The sequence below is a fragment of the Pseudomonas sp. CH235 genome (assembly GCF_004368175.1).
Classification (GTDB): Bacteria; Pseudomonadota; Gammaproteobacteria; order Pseudomonadales; family Pseudomonadaceae; genus Aquipseudomonas; species Aquipseudomonas paraglycinae.
Genome location: NZ_RRZJ01000004.1, coordinates 103,129 through 118,437 on the forward strand (window position 1 = coordinate 103,129; position 15,309 = coordinate 118,437).

Sequence of the window (15,309 nt, forward strand, 5' to 3'; positions counted from 1 at the left end):
TCACGCAAGATCCTCGGGCTTCATTGGAAATGGTTACCCGGGATCCGCGTTGAACCGCTGTGGCGAGTGAGCTTACTTGCCGAGTTTTCTCAGTTCGTCCGACTCGACAATCCGCACACCATCCTGCTCCTCCAGCGCCAGACGCCACATGGCGCGGGCCAGTTGGCAGGCTTCGATGCCACGGTATTTGCCGGGGATCAATTTAGAGAATGGCGCGGCGAGCTGTTCGCCCAGACGGGGCTCGCTGCGTTCGCCGAGCAACAGCGATGGCCGGCAGATGGTCAATTGCGGCCAGTCCTGCGCGCGCAATGCGTATTCCATTTCGCCTTTTACCCGGTTGTAGAACACCGAGGACCGGCGATCTGCCCCCAGGGCGCTGATCACGATCAGGTGCCGTGCTCCCATTTCCCGGGCGCGCTTGGCGAACGCCACCACCATGTCCAGATCCACGGCGCGAAACGCCTCTTCGGAGCCGGCCTGTTTGATCGTGGTGCCGAGACAGCAATAGGCAATGTCGACCCGACCGGTCAGTTGCGGCAGGAAGGTCTGTGGATCGCCGACCGGGTTTTCCAGATGCGGATGTTCAGCCAGCGGCCGGCGTGAGGGGGCAAGGACGCGGCTGATCGTCGGCTCGTTGAGCAGGCGGTCGAGCAGATGTTCACCGGTCAATCCGGTGGCTCCGGCAAGCAAGACATGCTGAGGCGTCAAGTACATAGTGTCTCTCCCTTGATACTGTTCAGCTTAGTTGCTCTTTATCGCTCCGTCGTTCAACGCAGCACTTTGCAATGCTTTTCTCGCTTGCTGTTTACGCAGCAGTTGCCAGTGCGCCAGCACGGTTTTCGGCGCCCAGATCTGCGGTTCAGAGGCTTCGAAGTTGTCCGCCAGTTCCCGTTCGGCGACGGTGGCCTTGGCCAGTTTGAAGGCTTGCTCCAGGTCGTCGGTCTGGTTCAGCGCCTGGGCAAACAGGGCATCGCCGAAGTAGGTGAAGTTGGCCTCCTCGGAGCAACCGAACGACACGCGATCGGCGCGCGAGGCGGTCATGATCAGCGTGCGCTCGTCCTTCAGCGCCGGAATGAAGCCGCCGGAATAGCACGAGGAGATGACGATGATCTTGTCGCGATTCTTCAGCGGTGCGAGCACGGCGGCGAGTTCGTCGGCGGGCAGGTCGGCCAGTTCCATGCGCGGCTGGTCGAGCACCAGTTCGTGTTCGGCGGTGCCGTGGCTGGTCAGGTAGATGAACACCAGGTCTTCCGGGCCGCTGCGTTCGGCCAGGGTCAGGGCTGCGCGGCGCAGGTTCTCGCGGGTGGCCATCGGCCGGTCGCCGAGGTGGTCGCGATGGTTGACCAGGCGAATCTGGCCAAACGCGCCGAAACGGCTGGTGAGCATGTTGGCCACGTAATCGGATTCGCGCAGGAACACGCTCTGCTTGCCGTCGCCGCCGAGGGTCAGGGTGTACAGCTCCACTGCCGGGGTCGAGGCCGGCACATTGGCCAGCGCTTCATCGAGCAGGCGACCCTGGGCCAGCAGGCCGAGTTCTAGGGTGTCCGGCAGCAACTTGCCGTCGGCATCGCGTACCCGCTGGCCGTTGATCCAGGTGCCGCTGAGCACGCTGCCATCGGTGAGCACCAGGGTGCCGCGTCCGGAATAACTGTCGCTGTCGAATCCACCGACGTAGAAGCTGCCATCGGACAGGTTCAGGCGACCCTGACCGCTGAAGCGCCAATCATTGAAGTAACCGATGTAGTGGCTGCCGTCGGCGCCGATCAGTTCGCCCTTGCCGGTCAGCGCGCCTTCCTTGAACTGCCCGAGCCAGACATCGCCATCGGCGTTTTCGTAGCGACCCTTGCCGTGCAGTTGATTGTTCTTGAAGCCGCCGACGTAGATGTCGCCGTCGGCACTGTTGAAGGTGCCGTTGCCTTCGAGCTGGCCGTTGACGAAGTGGCCGGTGAACTGATTGCCGCTGGCATCGCCGCGCTGGCCTTCGCCGTTGGGTTTGCCGTGGGCGAACTGGCCCTGATAGGAACTGCCGTCATCCAGCTCGAGGCGACCGAGCCCGGAATACTGGTCGGCCTTGAATTCGCCGCGATAGGTCATCGCGTTTTCTTTAAGGGTGCCTTCGCCGTCACGTCGGCCCAGCTTGAAACCGCCGGTGTAGCTGCCGGCCGTGGTGGTCAGCGTGCCCTGGCCGTCGAACAGCCCTTGCTGGAAGTTGCCGCGATAGACCTCGCCATTGCTGCCGTGCCATTCGCCCTGACCATGCCATTGCCCCTTGTCGAACGCCCCGGCGTACCAGCTGCCGTTGGGGTAGTCGACCCGGCCCTGGCCTTGCAGCAAACCATCGACCAGTTCACCGCGATAGCGGCCGCCGTCGGGCAGGCGTGCATCCGGCGGCAACAGCGATTCGCCGTCGCCACACGCGGCCAGCAACAGGGTCAAGGCAAGGGGAGCAAGAGGAGCGAATGAGCGCATAGCGGGATCCGGGCAATTAGGCGACCGAGTATGCCGCAGCTATGTGACCTAATACAGCCGGCGGGGAGGAGCGGATGCGAAACAGCGTGAGCCGCTTCGCATCCAGGCGCTTAAACGAAGCAGAGCGACAGCGGTTCGGCGATGTAGGCCGGTTTGTCCGAGCCTTCGATCTCCAGGGTGGCGGTGGCCTTGAGCAGCCACTGGCCAGGTTTTTTCTCGGTCACTTCACCGAGGTCGACCTTGAGCCGGACCTTGGAGTTGACCTTGACCGGCTGGATGAAACGCACGCTGTCCAGGCCGTAGTTGACCACCATCTTCACGCCTTGCGGCAGGATCAGGATGTCTTCCATCAGTTTGGGGATCAGCGACAACGACAGGAAACCGTGTGCAATGGTGCTGCCAAATGGCGTTTGCGCGGCTTTGACCGGGTCGACATGGATGAACTGGTAATCCCCGGTGGCTTCTGCGAACAGGTTGATACGCTCCTGATCGATGGTGAGCCATTCGGAACGTCCGAGTTCCTTGCCGACATAATCTTTGAGCTCTGCAACTGGAACATAGGGCATTGAGACTCTCCTTGGGTTCATCGGTTTTATAGTTTTTCAGGTGGGGGATTTGACCGCCCTGCGAACCACTGTAGATCATCATGGCGATTTGCTCAGGTCAACCGACCATGCTTTTGGCGAATGCCGATCCATAGCGCAGGCGTGCTTATAATGCGGGCGACTTGCGAGGCGAAAAGTAAGACGGAGATGACGGATGTTGCTACGCGGCCTGACCATGCTGGTGCTGTTTCAATTGCTCGGCACGGCCCTCAATCATTTGCTGTTGCCGGTGCTGCCGGGGCCGATCATCGGCCTTTTGCTGTTGCTGGTATTTCTGATCGTGCGCGGTGAAGTCGGCGAGCCGCTGAACCTTGCGGCCGGCAGCCTGCTGCGTTATCTGCCATTGCTGCTGGTGCCGCCGGCGGTGGGCGTGATGGTGTATGCCACGGCGATTGCCGCGGATTTCTGGGCCATTGTCGGTGCGCTGGTGGTCTCGCTGATTCTGTCGATGGCCTTCGCCGGCGTGCTGATGCAACGGCTGGTCAAGCGCCACGCGCCGCATTCGGAGGAGTCCTGATGCTGTTCGACTGGCAAGGTGCCTGGGCTTCGGTGATTCACCATCCCCTGTTCGGCATCGGCATCACCCTCGGTGCCTATCAACTGGTGCTGGCGGCGTTCGAGAAAACCCGCTGGATCTTTCTGCAACCGGTGCTGGTCTCGATGCTGTTGGTGATCGGCGTGCTGGTCGGCTGCGGCCTGACCTACGCCGAGTACCGCAAGAGCACCGAGATCCTCAGTATTCTGCTGGGCCCGGCGACCGTTGCGCTGGCAGTGCCGCTGTATCTGAATCTGCGACGCATCCGGCAATTGTTCTGGCCGATTTTTACTACGCTGGTGATAGGCGGCGTGGTCGCCACGGGCATGGGCGTGGCGCTGGGCTGGTGGTTCGGTGCCGATCACATGATCCTGATGACCATGGCGCCCAAGTCGGTGACCTCACCGATCGCCATGCTGGTGGCCGAACAGATCGGCGGTGTCGCAGCATTGGCGGCGGTGTTCGTGTTGATCACCGGGGTGATCGGCGCGATCTTCGGCCCGGCGTTGCTGACCCGTCTGGGCGTGCACAGCCCGGAGGCGCGCGGCATGGCGCTGGGCATGACGGCACATGCGGTCGGCACCTCGGTGGCGTTGCAGGAAAGCGATGAGTGCGGCGCCTTCGCGGCGCTGGCGATGAGTCTGATGGGCGTGGCCACGGCGGTGTTCCTGCCGTTGGCGGTGTCGATGGTGGTGTAAGGAAATGTCTATGAGTCTGCCGCTTTTTCCGCTGAACACGGTGCTGTTTCCCGGCTGCAATCTGGATCTGCAGATCTTCGAAGCACGCTACCTGGACATGATCGGCCGCTGCATGAAACAGGGCGGCGGGTTCGGCGTGGTGTGCATCCTGGAAGGCAGCGAAGTCGGCGTCGCGCCGGAAGGTTTCGCCATGGTCGGCTGCGAAGCGCGCATCACCGATTTCCAGCAGCAGGACAACGGACTGCTGGGCATCCGGGTGCAGGGCGGGCGGCGCTTCATCGTGCAGAGCACCGACGTGCAGCGCGATCAATTGATCATGGCCGAGGTCGAGTGGCTGGACGAAGAACCCGAGCAACCGCTGCAGGATGAAGACGCCGATCTGGTGGCGCTGCTCAAGGCTCTCGCCGAGCACCCGATGGTCGAGGCGTTGAACATGGGCATCGAAGCGGCGGGGCAGCAATCACTGGCCAATCAGTTGGCGTATCTGCTGCCGTTCGCCGAGGAAGACAAGATCGATTTGCTGCAACTCGACGACCCGCAGCAGCGACTGGATGCGATCCAGGCGCTGCTCGATGAATTGCAGGGCGAGTTGTTCGCTTAAGACTCGACTCGGTTATACGGGCCAGACGATGTCATTGGCGAACCAGTCCCGGCCACCTGGAAATGCAAGGATCGGCTTGCCGGCCCTGGCCACCGCATCGATCAACGCGTCGTATTCATGTTGATTGGAAATGCCGCTGTGGGTCCGCGCCTCGATGTCATTGCCGATGTAGCTGGTTTGGGCTTGAGCGGCGACATCGTCGACCTTGGCGGCACGCGTGAAGGTCGAATCGAGCAGCCACAGACGCTCTGATTCGATACCTCGCTTGGACGTTGAAATCAGGGCTTCGAGTTCGTCATCTGGAAACCAGGCATTCTTTTCCCGTGCCGCCAGATTGAGCAAATGGTTCTCTTCGTTGAGGACCACCTCCATCCTTCGGGTATCGATGACGTAAGAGAAGATGAACTGCTGATCGTGGCGGATCGTCTCGTAATTGCGTTCGGTGTCCAGTTCTACGTCCGATGCATCGGACCAGTCGTTGTCGGAGTTCCCTGACTCGTTGTCCGATTCACCCGGTTTTTTGCCGGGATATTTGTTTCTCTGGCTGTTGTAGCGCAGGTACTCCGGATCGGGAGCCTCGGTGCCCCTGGCGCCATATCTCTTGACCAGCTGATGGCTGACCGTGGCACTGATCGGTTTTTCGGTCGTGGCGCCGCGCGGGTGTTTCAGGCGAGGCAGCATGCGTCCGTCGTTGTAGAACTCGAAAGGCGTGCGTTCATCGGCCCTGAACAGACCCGGAATATCCGTGCGATACAGGCAGTCGCTGCTGTTGCGCAGGTAACCGAGTCGGGTCAGAAAGGCGTCGAGAAATTCCCGGGTGACGCTTTTGTCGAAGTCGATCAGGTCGCTGCGCAGTGTTCCGTTCCGCACGGGCAGTAGCAGCGGTTCGATTTCTTCATACAGTTGATCGAAGCGGGTCGGATCGTTCTCGTCCCGAGAGCGTAAGTGATGCTGCTCGGCCCACTCCGGCATCACCCGGGGATCGGCGGTCAGATCACTGTGCAACCGGATGTGTTGTCGTGGCGACAGGTTATAGGCGCGCAAAAACTCGACGCGCTGGCCGAGCGTCATCAGTGGATGCATCGTGAGCAACGAGTCGTTCAGCAGTCGGGTGGTGGCTTCATGCGCCGACAAAGGAGAGGTCTGCGCTTGTTTGGCTGGCTCCGGCGTATCAACGTCACTGACCTGGGAATGGGGGCGTTTCGAGGGGGTATGTGAGGCCGGGCTCCAGGTCGATTCACCGGTATTTCTGTAGAGCACCGGCCCGGGAGACAGCTTTTTGTATAGATCCATGGCCCGATAGGTGCCCAAGTTCGCATCGAATTCCACATACACCGTGCCGCTGTCTTTCACATCGACGAACGCGCGTCCGACGATGTAGCGCAGACCCTCCTCGTTGGGCGGTTGCAGGTTGCGCAGCAATCCGGGGTTCAAACGGTAACTGTCCAGTCCGGTCGCCGTTTCACGGGAAGCGACCGGCAGGTCAGACACTTCGATTTTCGGTGTGTCCGCGAGGGGCGGGGTGTGTCCCGGGTTTCGCGGATGCGCGGCCGTCAGGTCTGGCGACGAATGCGGTAGCTGTGGGTCTGGCGCTTGCGGTCGCAATCGTGGGAGTTCAGCAAGCGAGTCGGCGGGCGTATTACCCTTGGAAAAGCCTGGCGGTGAGGGTGGTTTTGGTCGCATGGTGTCATTCCTTGACGATGATCAGGTGCTCGACAGGTATCGAGCGGGTCGGAGCGGTTTCGCTGCTCCAGACGTTGGTGGCAACGTTGTATGAAATCTTGCCGGCAGCGGTTTCGCTCAGGCGAATGTGGTGAACGGACACTTCGTCGGACTCAAGCTCTTCACGCCGTTGATGCTCACGAATGTCCTGGGCGATGGCCTGAACCGATGGGTAGGCTCGGGCATTGATGGCGCACAGACCGATCACCTCGAACAGTGCATTGATCCGATAACGGTTTCCCGAGGAGACCACGACTTCGATGGTTTCCAGTGGCGTCAGCGGATCGTTGCTGTCCGGCAGTTGAATCCGGATGCTGCCGATTCTGAGCAGGTTGTCCTTGATGGAAAGATCGCGGTGGCTGATCTGCTCTTGCAGATGTTGCGTGTGAATGAACCAGGTGGAAGAGCCCGAGACGTTGGCATCCGCTTCTGCGGTGGACAGCCGGATGGACGTGGCGCTGGCGGGAAACAGTTCATAGCTCGACGATCGTCCCTCCAGCCAATAGGTCGCATTGTGCTCGGCTGCCTGAAAGTCGACCCGCTGCGAGGTTGCCTTCAGCGTGCGCTTCTCGACAGAGGGCCTGACGAAAATATACCGGCCGGCTCGCTCGCGCAGCGAGGTGCGGCTTTGCACAACGGTATATCCCGGGTTCCTTGCGTCGTTTAGATACGTGGGACGTGGAAAGTCGAGGTGATAGGAAATCCCGTCTCGCATGACCAGCGTCATCGGGTGAATCATCTGCCAGCCGGAGGCCAGGATTCCGGCTCCCATGTCGCGTTTCTTGCCCGGATTTTCTCTTGCAGCACCGTGCAACGAGAGCAAGCCACCACTTTCGTGGAACGTGATGGTGTGGTGAATGTCCGTGTAGCTGAGCAGCGTGAATGCGTTTGGCCTGGTTTTGGTAACGGTATAAATCGCCCGCACTTCATCGATTTCCGTGCTGTCGCGGTCGACGTACAGAGTGCTTCGGGTCGGATTTTCGTGTGGTGTTGCCATCAGGATTGCGTGACGGATCTGGCGCGAGATGAAGTAGTACGAGTGCGGTTTGTTGGAAATCCTGCAAGGACGATCATTGACCGGTACCGGCGAGGTTTTCGTCGTGCCGACAGTCAGAACGGTCACTGTCACGGTCAGGTCGGCCAGGTCCGGGGTATCGGCAGGCCACGCGGGCTGCAAGTGGTAGCCGTCCTGTGTAATGAACGTCCATTTGTCGTTGCGCAAGGTGCGTTTGCCATCGACCGTCCGGTACACCGCCTCCAGCACCAGTTCCCGCATGGGCGACCGGATGTCGTCGTCGCGCAGGGATTCAATGACCAGCGCGTCATTGCGCACGTACCAGCGCTGGATGGCTTCGAGCGTCACGCCCAGATAGACCGTGCTCGGTTCCTGACCATCCTCGTGGAGGGAAACCTTGAGGCAGTTCGGGGCAATTTCGTAGGTGTCGCGGCCGCTGCCTCCATCGACGGTGCCACGAAGGCCGCGGACGGCGATGCGGTCATCGCCGGCTCCGGCATCGACGCGGTCATCGCCATTGGCGGCAATGGTGTCGGCGTGGTCGGAACCGGTCACGCGGTTGAGCGCGCCAGCCAGTGTCTCGACCTTTTCGACGGACCTGAAGGTTGAATGCAGCACCGGCGCACGCGCCGGATCGACAGGACGCACCGCCAGCCTGCCTTTTTTCAGGTCGACATCAAAACCGATATGGCGCGGCGGGCTAGCGAGAGGGTCTTCGTTTTTATGTTTGCCTTGCAGCCAGAGCAGGTCGGTGCCGTCACCACCGGACAGCTCACTGACGGTGGTCGGGTCATCAGACAGCGCTTCGGAAGCCGACTGAAACAGAAAGGAGTCATCCTTGTTGCCGCCGTCCAGGGTTTTACGGCCACTGGCATAGCTGAAGAAATTCGGCTTGTCCTCGACGCCTTGCACCGTGTCATGGCCGCCGCCCAGATTCCAGAAGACCCCTTTCGCCGGGTCGCTTTTCCCACTGGCGATGACAGCGTCGGAGTCGGGTAATCCTTTCCTGGCGTCGTAGGTGTCATCCGTGTCGCTGACGACAGGGCGGTTTTCGCTGGTATAGGGCGTTTCGCCTTTGCTTTCATCCCATTGCAAACGATGGAGGCGAGTGGGCTGCAACGTAACCTCGAAACGGCCATTGACGATCACATCGACGCTTTCCTTGAACTCATTGTCGAGCCAGCCGAGACTGCGCGTCTTCAAGGCTTTGGCGTAGTCGCTTGTGGTCTTGGCGACCAGGTAGCGCTCCATCAGCGCCTTGTCCTGGCTTTGTCCGGTGAACGCGAACCAGCCGGCACGCCAGCGTTCGTGCACGGTCAGTTCGATGTAATCGTCGATGTCGTCGACCATGCGCGCGGCGCCGTAGATTCGGGCACCGACAATCATGATCGCCGCTGCTGCGATCCCCACCGGGCCAGCCGCCTGAAAACCCATCAGTGCTGCGCAGCCAAGGGCAATGGACAGGGCACCGCTGAACACGCTCAAGCCGCCGGTGACGTACAGATCCTGAGCTTCCTTGCCCTGGGCCCTGGCCGCATCGTTGAAGGATTTGATGGCGGTGTAGATGTCGAAGGGCAACGTCAGCACGCTGGCGATCAGGCCTGCGCCCCGGCACAGCCATTTGCCCATGGTGGTCTTGCCGAATTGCTCAAGGGCCATGGAGCCCTGACGGATCATCTGTTCGCCGGTCTTGTTCAGCGCATATTCGAGGCCCAGTGAAGTGATCTCGGCGAGAGCGCCGCCCACATTGATCAGCACTTCTCCCATCTGACCTTTCTTGAGGCCGTCGATGGCGCCCATGTAGGCGCTGTACAAACCGTAGGCCTGCAGCCCGGCGCCCATACTGGTCATGCCGCGACTCTTGGCTTTGTCTACCCAGCCCGGCAAATGTTCGGGCAGCGGGCTTCTGTGGATATCCAGGTGTTGGGTGGCGGTCAGCAGTTTGCTGATTTTCTGCATGGGGTGCCCGGCGTCACTTGTGGACATTTCACGCAGAAGCGGTGCTGCTCCCGGAGAACGGAGCGTGACGATTTCGTAGAGCAATTGCGGGACCCGTTGGTGCTCCTGACCATCGACTGACTTGATCCGCTGCTCAACCTGGGCGGGATCGAATTGCAGCCCATCGATAAAGGCCTGATCGGGCTCGGGGAAGTACGTGTTGGCTGCTGTAATGGCCTCGCCGTTGACCCGGGCACCCAGCGCCTGAAGTGTCTGGCGGCTCACGGTCAGTTCGCCAAATCGCAGGGGCCCGAACAGTTTGTCCAGATCGTTCAGGTCCGACATTTTGCCGGACGGTACATCGGTTTCCGCCGTTGCTGAATTTGATGGAGTGATAATGTCGGAAATTGTTATGGAGGCTGTAAGAATAGTTTCAGGATTGATGTTAAAGGGTTTGGCCAAAATCAATACTCTTTGATGAAGTGTCGGGTGACTTTGGCATGAAGGATGGTTGTGTTTGGTTGTTATTGTTTTGCTGATTGTATTGTTGTTTTTTGTATTGCCTTTGAAGTGGTCTGTCGGGTGTTTTTGATTTAGCGTTGAACCCGACTCGCAGGAAGCGGGTTTCATGAACAAGGAGAGCGATGTGACAATTTATGAAGATGAATGGGCGTTCTGGGATGATATTGCCGGGAAGTATATTTTTAAACATGCAGGCGTTGATCTGAATACCGACATTGTCCTCAAGGCCGCCGGCTACTACGCGGATTCCATGGTGCTTGAGCGCCGCAAACGCAGACGTGTGAAGAACGATCCGGCCCAGGTTGCTGGTAAATGAAATCCTGTCTGTTGTTCAGTCCGTTTTTAACAAGAAGAGAACCTTCACATGTCTGATGGCAATAATATTACCTTCACGGGGCAACTGTTCGCGGATGGACTTCCGCTGGTGCTCAATTATCAAGTCATGGAACAACGTTTGAAGCAGCCGCGGATCACCACGGGGCAGAGGTTGAATGCGGAGATTTCCCTGAATGACGAAATCAGTTCGCCAATCGTGACACTCGCGGATCATGACGATGCCGAGCCGCTGTTATTGGAGTTTGTTCCGGATTATCAGGGGCGATATGCCCTTAATGTCAAAACGGCCGGTCGTTACTTTAATTGGCAGCTGCGACTTGATCAAAGTACAAGGCATCTTCTGGCCGCGAAAAGTGGTGGTAGTTACTTTGAGCTGGAAACGTATGCCGGAAAGCTCAAGTCGTTTGGTGACTTGCCGTCCAATCCGGTTTCTGTGGCGCTGTTCAGCGTAGAGAAGAAGATGCGCCTGTTTCAGCATGAGACAAAGGAAGGGCTCACCTACTTCCTGGACAAGAATCCGAACGACACCGGGCACAATGCCTACAACCCTTCGTCGGTATCGTTCGTTTTGAGGAGCAATCCTTCGCTGCTGTCTGCCGTCGCCTAGTACGAATAGCGCAGCATGGTATGCGGCAAGTGTCGCAGCACGAAGAAACCGAACAGGGCGACCAGCGCCGGCAACACCAGCCACCAGACTCTCTGCGGCATGGCGCCGAGCGGTGATTGCCGCTGGCTGAGCCAGAGCCCGGCGGCACACACGCACGCGGCAAGCATGGCGCCGGCCAGCACATCCGTCGGCCAGTGCGCGCCCAGATACACCCGCGACAAGGCAATCGCCAGTGCCGGAATGCAGCCGATCAGCAACCATGTCAGTCGCAGTCTCGGCGGTTGCCCGCGTCCGGCGAGTACGGCCAGGGTCAGGAACAGCGCGAACGATCCGGACGCATGGCCGCTGGGCATGCTGTAGCTGGTGAGCGGATCGGTCAGGACTTCCGGGCGCACCCGGGCGAAAAACATCTTGGTGCCGGTGTTGGCCAGGGCCGTGACGAGCAGGGTGCCGCCCACGAAGATCGCGTGGCGCCACTGACGGCACAGCAACAGCAGCGCGGTCAGCAGGGCACTGAACAGCAGCATGTTGCGGAACTCGCCGATCAGGGTGAACACCACCGCCACCTCATCCAGCGCCGGGCGGCGGTGTTCCTGCACCAGGGTCATGACGCCCTGATCGAGGGCGGTCAGATACGGGTAACCGATGAACAGGCCGATCAGGATCAACAGGCTCATGCTGCTGATCCAGATCGTCGCCCGCCGATGGCGGCGCAGGCTGCTGTTGGCGCTCAGGCCGACCATCACCGCGATGCTGCCGGCGACAATCCCGGCCTGCAGCCAGAAACCTTCCGGCAACGGCAGGCGAATCGCCGCCCCGGTGGCCCAGCCCGGCAGCAGGTAGGCGAGGCTCCAGCCGGCCGCTGCCAGCAGACTCACGGCCGCGAAGCGCGGGAAGGGCATGTCGCACATCCCGGCGACCATCGGCAGCATCGGCCGCAGCGGGCCGATGAAACGTCCGACCAGCAGGCTGGCGATGCCGTAGCGTTGGAAGTAGGTTTCCGCGCCGGCCATCCATTCCGGGTGATGGCGCAGGCCCGGCAGACGCCGGATGTTCTGGTGGAAGTGGCGACCGAGGAAATAAGAAATCACATCGCCGAGAATCCCGCCGAGGAAACCCAGCAACAGGGTTTCGCTCAATGACAATGCACCGCTGCCGGCCAGCACCGCCACAGCAAACAGCAGCACCGTGCCGGGCACGATCAAACCGGCAATCGCCAGGCATTCCACGCAGGCCACGACAAACACTGCAGCGGCCAGCCACTGCGGATTGGCGGCCAGCCACCCGGTCACGCTATCGAGCCATGGGCCCATACAAACCACTCCATTTCATTGATGTCCCTGATCGGCGAGCCGAAGGGTGTGCATTCACAGCAAAAAATAATCGCGACCTTCGACCTGACCCCGGCGCAGCGGGTTCCGCGTGCACCACTGGGCATAGGCGGCATCGACGAAGCGATACATCAAGTGTTCGTCACGGCCATGGGGAATGCCCAGGCGGGTGGTCTGAATCACATGAGTTGGCGCAGGGCCGGTGTCTTCCACCAGCAGAATTTCGTGGTCGAAGCGCTTGGCATCCCACACCGGCACTTTCAGCCCCAGCGCCTTGCACAGCAACGTCTGCCCGGCACAGAGTTTCTGCGACGGGCGCGGTCGGCCTTGGGCGTCGGGGTTGTTCAACAGCATCTGCGCCAGACTGGCCGGGCCGCTGATCTCGTCGACCCACGGATAGGCCGATTTGATCAGCACCGCATTGCCCGGGCCCTGCGCGCTGAAGTTCAGCGAATCGCCGCCACGGGCGTAGTACATATAGATGTGGCCGCCGTCCAGAAACAAAGCCTTACGCTTTTCTGTGTAGCCGAGGGACGCGTGGCTGCCTTTTTCTTCGCAGTAATACGCTTCGGTTTCGATGATTCGGGCGCTGAGCCACAAATCGCCGACGCGGTGGCGGATGACTTTGCCGAGCAGATCGCGGGCCAGTGTCTGGGCGTCGCGGTCGAAAAAGGCGTCCGCAAGGCCGACAGGCTGGCGCGCGGAGGTGGCGCGAACGGTCAGGTTGGACATGGCAAACAATGTTTATCCAGGCGAAGGAGGTCGTGATGATAACAATTCACGGCTTAATCCCGGCTGAACGTCGGCAAATCGCCGTCCATTTCGACCATCCGCCCGTCACCGCTGTTAGTCCCGGGACGCGACAGCTATAATCTGCCGCTTTCCTCTTTGCCAAGACCCCAGCAGACCATGACTGAGTCCGTTCTTGACTACATGACCCGATTGGGTCGCGCCGCCCGCGAAGCTTCCCGCGTCATCGGCCGTGCCAGCACCGCGCAGAAAAACCGCGCCCTGCTGGCTGCCGCCAATGCCTTGGACGCCGCCCGCGCCGAGCTTGCGGCAGCCAATGAACAGGATCTGGCCGCCGGTCGCGCCAACGGTCTGGAGCCGGCGCTGCTGGAACGTCTGGAACTGACCCCGGCGCGCATCGACGGCATGATCGTCGGTCTGCGTCAGGTCGCAGCGCTGCCGGATCCGGTCGGTGCAATCCGCGACATGAGCTTCCGTCCGTCGGGCATTCAGGTCGGCAAGATGCGCGTACCGCTGGGCGTGATCGGGATCATCTACGAATCCCGTCCCAACGTGACCATCGATGCCGCGAGCCTGTGCCTTAAATCCGGCAACGCGACCATCCTGCGCGGCGGTTCCGAAGCGATTCATTCCAACCGCGCGATTGCCGCCTGCATCCAGCGTGGCCTGGCCGAAGCCGAACTGCCGGCCGCCGTGGTGCAAGTGGTGGAAACCACCGACCGCGCCGCCGTCGGCGCGTTGATCACCATGCCCGAGTACGTCGACGTGATTGTGCCGCGCGGTGGTCGGGGCCTGATCGAGCGCATCAGCCGTGACGCCCGGGTGCCGGTGATCAAGCATCTTGACGGCATCTGCCACGTCTATGTCAGCGAACACGCCGACCTGCCGAAAGCCCAGCGCATCGCCTTCAATGCCAAGACCTACCGCTATGGCATCTGCGGTGCGATGGAGACCTTGCTGGTCGATCAAAGTGTTGCGAAGGATTTCCTGCCGTCGATGGCGAAGCAGTTCCGCGAAAAAGGTGTCGAGCTGCGCGGTTGCGAACGCACCCGGGCGATCATCGAGGCCGTAGCGGCAACCGAGGAAGACTGGAGCACCGAGTACCTGGCGCCGATTCTGTCGATCCGCGTGGTGGATGGCCTGGATCAGGCCATCGAACACATCAACCATTTCGGCTCCCACCACACCGACTCGATCGTCAGCGAAAACCTCGCCGACACCCGCCAGTTCGTGGCTCAGGTCGACTCGGCGTCGGTGATGATCAACACCCCGACCTGCTTCGCCGACGGATTCGAATACGGATTGGGTGCCGAGATCGGCATTTCTACTGATAAGCTGCACGCCCGTGGCCCGGTGGGCCTGGAAGGACTGACCTGCGAGAAGTACATCGTGGTCGGTGATGGCCAGTTGCGCGGCCAGGCGACGGTCTGACTTGTCCGACCTCGACCTGAAAGCGCCGAAACCCGGCAAGAGGTCCCGTCCCCGGCGCATTGGCGTTCTGGGCGGGACGTTCGACCCGGTGCACGTCGGCCATTTGCGTGGCGCGCTGGAAGTCGCCGAAGCGCTGGGGCTTGATGAGCTGCGCATGATGCCCAGCGCCCGGCCGCCGCACCGCGATACGCCGCAGGTGTCGGCGCAGGACCGGCTGGCAATGGTTGAATGTGCGGTGGCCGGTGTGCCGCCGCTGGTGGTGGACGCCCGCGAATTGCAGCGGGACAAACCGTCCTGGACCATCGATACCCTGGAGTCGCTGCGTGCCGAAATGGCCGCCGAGACCCAGGTTTTTCTGCTTCTGGGCTGGGACGCATTTTGCGGCCTGCCCACTTGGCACCGCTGGGAAGAGTTGCTCCAGCATTGCCACATCCTGGTGCTACAGCGCCCGGACGCCGACAGCGAACCGCCGGATGCCTTGCGCAACCTGCTGGCAGCGCGTTCGGTGAGCGACCCGCTGGCCCTGAAGGGGCCGAGCGGACAGATTGCATTCGTCTGGCAGACACCGCTCGCGGTTTCCGCCACCCAGATCCGTCAACTGCTGGCCAGCGGTAAGTCGGTACGTTTCCTGGTGCCCGACGCGGTCCTGGCCTACATCGATGCGCACGGTCTGTACCGTGCGTCGAACTGAACAAGGCGTGCTTCACTGATACGAATCCACGTGTCGCCAAGCCGCCGAAAATATGAGC

14 protein-coding genes are annotated in these 15,309 nt (G+C 60.8%); 7 read left to right on the forward strand and 7 right to left on the reverse strand.

The window, feature by feature from the left end; translation table 11 throughout:
• Positions 1-72 precede the first annotated feature (72 nt).
• From EIY71_RS06050 to EIY71_RS06060, 3 genes are all read right to left on the reverse strand, one after another.
• On the reverse strand, positions 73-714 hold the full coding sequence (locus EIY71_RS06050) for an oxidoreductase (protein ID WP_134020942.1): 642 nt from the start codon (positions 712-714) through the stop codon (positions 73-75).
• Positions 715-741: 27 nt separating this feature from the next.
• The gene (locus EIY71_RS06055) at positions 742-2,469 is read right to left on the reverse strand and encodes a C13 family peptidase (RefSeq protein ID WP_102686371.1); all 1,728 of its coding nucleotides are present in this window, start codon (positions 2,467-2,469) and stop codon (positions 742-744) included.
• A 110-nt stretch (positions 2,470-2,579) separates the two neighbouring features.
• Positions 2,580-3,035 carry a MaoC family dehydratase gene (locus tag EIY71_RS06060; protein WP_007909575.1) on the reverse strand — a complete coding sequence of 152 codons (456 nt, stop codon included), beginning with the start codon at positions 3,033-3,035 and terminating at the stop codon, positions 2,580-2,582.
• Positions 3,036-3,228: 193 nt separating this feature from the next.
• Between EIY71_RS06060 and EIY71_RS06065 the strand changes: the two genes are divergently transcribed.
• The 3 genes from EIY71_RS06065 to EIY71_RS06075 are packed head-to-tail and all read left to right on the forward strand — an operon-like array spanning position 3,229 to position 4,908.
• Complete coding sequence (locus tag EIY71_RS06065) at positions 3,229-3,591, forward strand: CidA/LrgA family protein (protein ID WP_007958636.1); 363 nt, start codon at positions 3,229-3,231, stop codon at positions 3,589-3,591.
• The gene (locus tag EIY71_RS06070) at positions 3,591-4,307 is read left to right on the forward strand and encodes an LrgB family protein (RefSeq protein WP_007958637.1); all 717 of its coding nucleotides are present in this window, start codon (positions 3,591-3,593) and stop codon (positions 4,305-4,307) included. The genes EIY71_RS06065 and EIY71_RS06070 overlap by 1 nt, the downstream gene beginning before the upstream one ends.
• 10 nt (positions 4,308-4,317) lie before the next feature.
• Positions 4,318-4,908 (forward strand): LON peptidase substrate-binding domain-containing protein, encoded by a 591-nt coding sequence (locus tag EIY71_RS06075; RefSeq protein WP_085747646.1) that lies wholly within the window; start codon positions 4,318-4,320, stop codon positions 4,906-4,908.
• Positions 4,909-4,920: 12 nt separating this feature from the next.
• On the opposite strand, the gene EIY71_RS06080 is transcribed toward EIY71_RS06075, so the two are convergent.
• Together EIY71_RS06080 and EIY71_RS06085 are read right to left on the reverse strand one after the other, a co-directional pair.
• A complete protein-coding gene (locus tag EIY71_RS06080) occupies positions 4,921-6,330 on the reverse strand; it encodes a hypothetical protein (RefSeq protein WP_240867204.1) in 1,410 nt (469 codons plus the stop codon).
• A gap of 265 nt (positions 6,331-6,595) precedes the next feature.
• Positions 6,596-10,051: a calcium-binding protein gene (locus tag EIY71_RS06085; RefSeq protein WP_256661083.1), complete on the reverse strand. Its 3,456-nt coding sequence runs from the start codon at positions 10,049-10,051 to the stop codon at positions 6,596-6,598.
• Positions 10,052-10,211: 160 nt separating this feature from the next.
• Between EIY71_RS06085 and EIY71_RS06090 the strand changes: the two genes are divergently transcribed.
• Entirely contained in the window at positions 10,212-10,421 is a 210-nt protein-coding gene (locus EIY71_RS06090) for a hypothetical protein (protein ID WP_240867184.1), read from the forward strand.
• 48 nt (positions 10,422-10,469) lie between these two features.
• Complete coding sequence (locus EIY71_RS06095; protein WP_102716655.1) at positions 10,470-11,048, forward strand: hypothetical protein; 579 nt, start codon at positions 10,470-10,472, stop codon at positions 11,046-11,048.
• Here EIY71_RS06095 and EIY71_RS06100 read toward each other — a convergent pair.
• Complete coding sequence (locus tag EIY71_RS06100) at positions 11,045-12,361, reverse strand: bifunctional DedA family/phosphatase PAP2 family protein (protein WP_085608764.1); 1,317 nt, start codon at positions 12,359-12,361, stop codon at positions 11,045-11,047. The two genes, EIY71_RS06095 and EIY71_RS06100, sit on opposite strands and share 4 nt — an antisense overlap.
• Before the next feature lie 54 nt (positions 12,362-12,415).
• Positions 12,416-13,111, reverse strand: coding sequence for a DNA-3-methyladenine glycosylase (locus tag EIY71_RS06105; protein WP_007958648.1), 696 nt, complete (start codon positions 13,109-13,111; stop codon positions 12,416-12,418).
• 177 nt (positions 13,112-13,288) lie between these two features.
• Between EIY71_RS06105 and EIY71_RS06110 the strand changes: the two genes are divergently transcribed.
• Positions 13,289-14,560 (forward strand): glutamate-5-semialdehyde dehydrogenase, encoded by a 1,272-nt coding sequence (locus tag EIY71_RS06110; protein ID WP_007958650.1) that lies wholly within the window; start codon positions 13,289-13,291, stop codon positions 14,558-14,560.
• A complete protein-coding gene (gene nadD, locus EIY71_RS06115; protein ID WP_039771865.1) occupies positions 14,529-15,251 on the forward strand; it encodes a nicotinate-nucleotide adenylyltransferase in 723 nt (240 codons plus the stop codon). The genes EIY71_RS06110 and nadD overlap by 32 nt, the downstream gene beginning before the upstream one ends.
• The last annotated feature ends 58 nt before the right edge of the window (positions 15,252-15,309 follow it).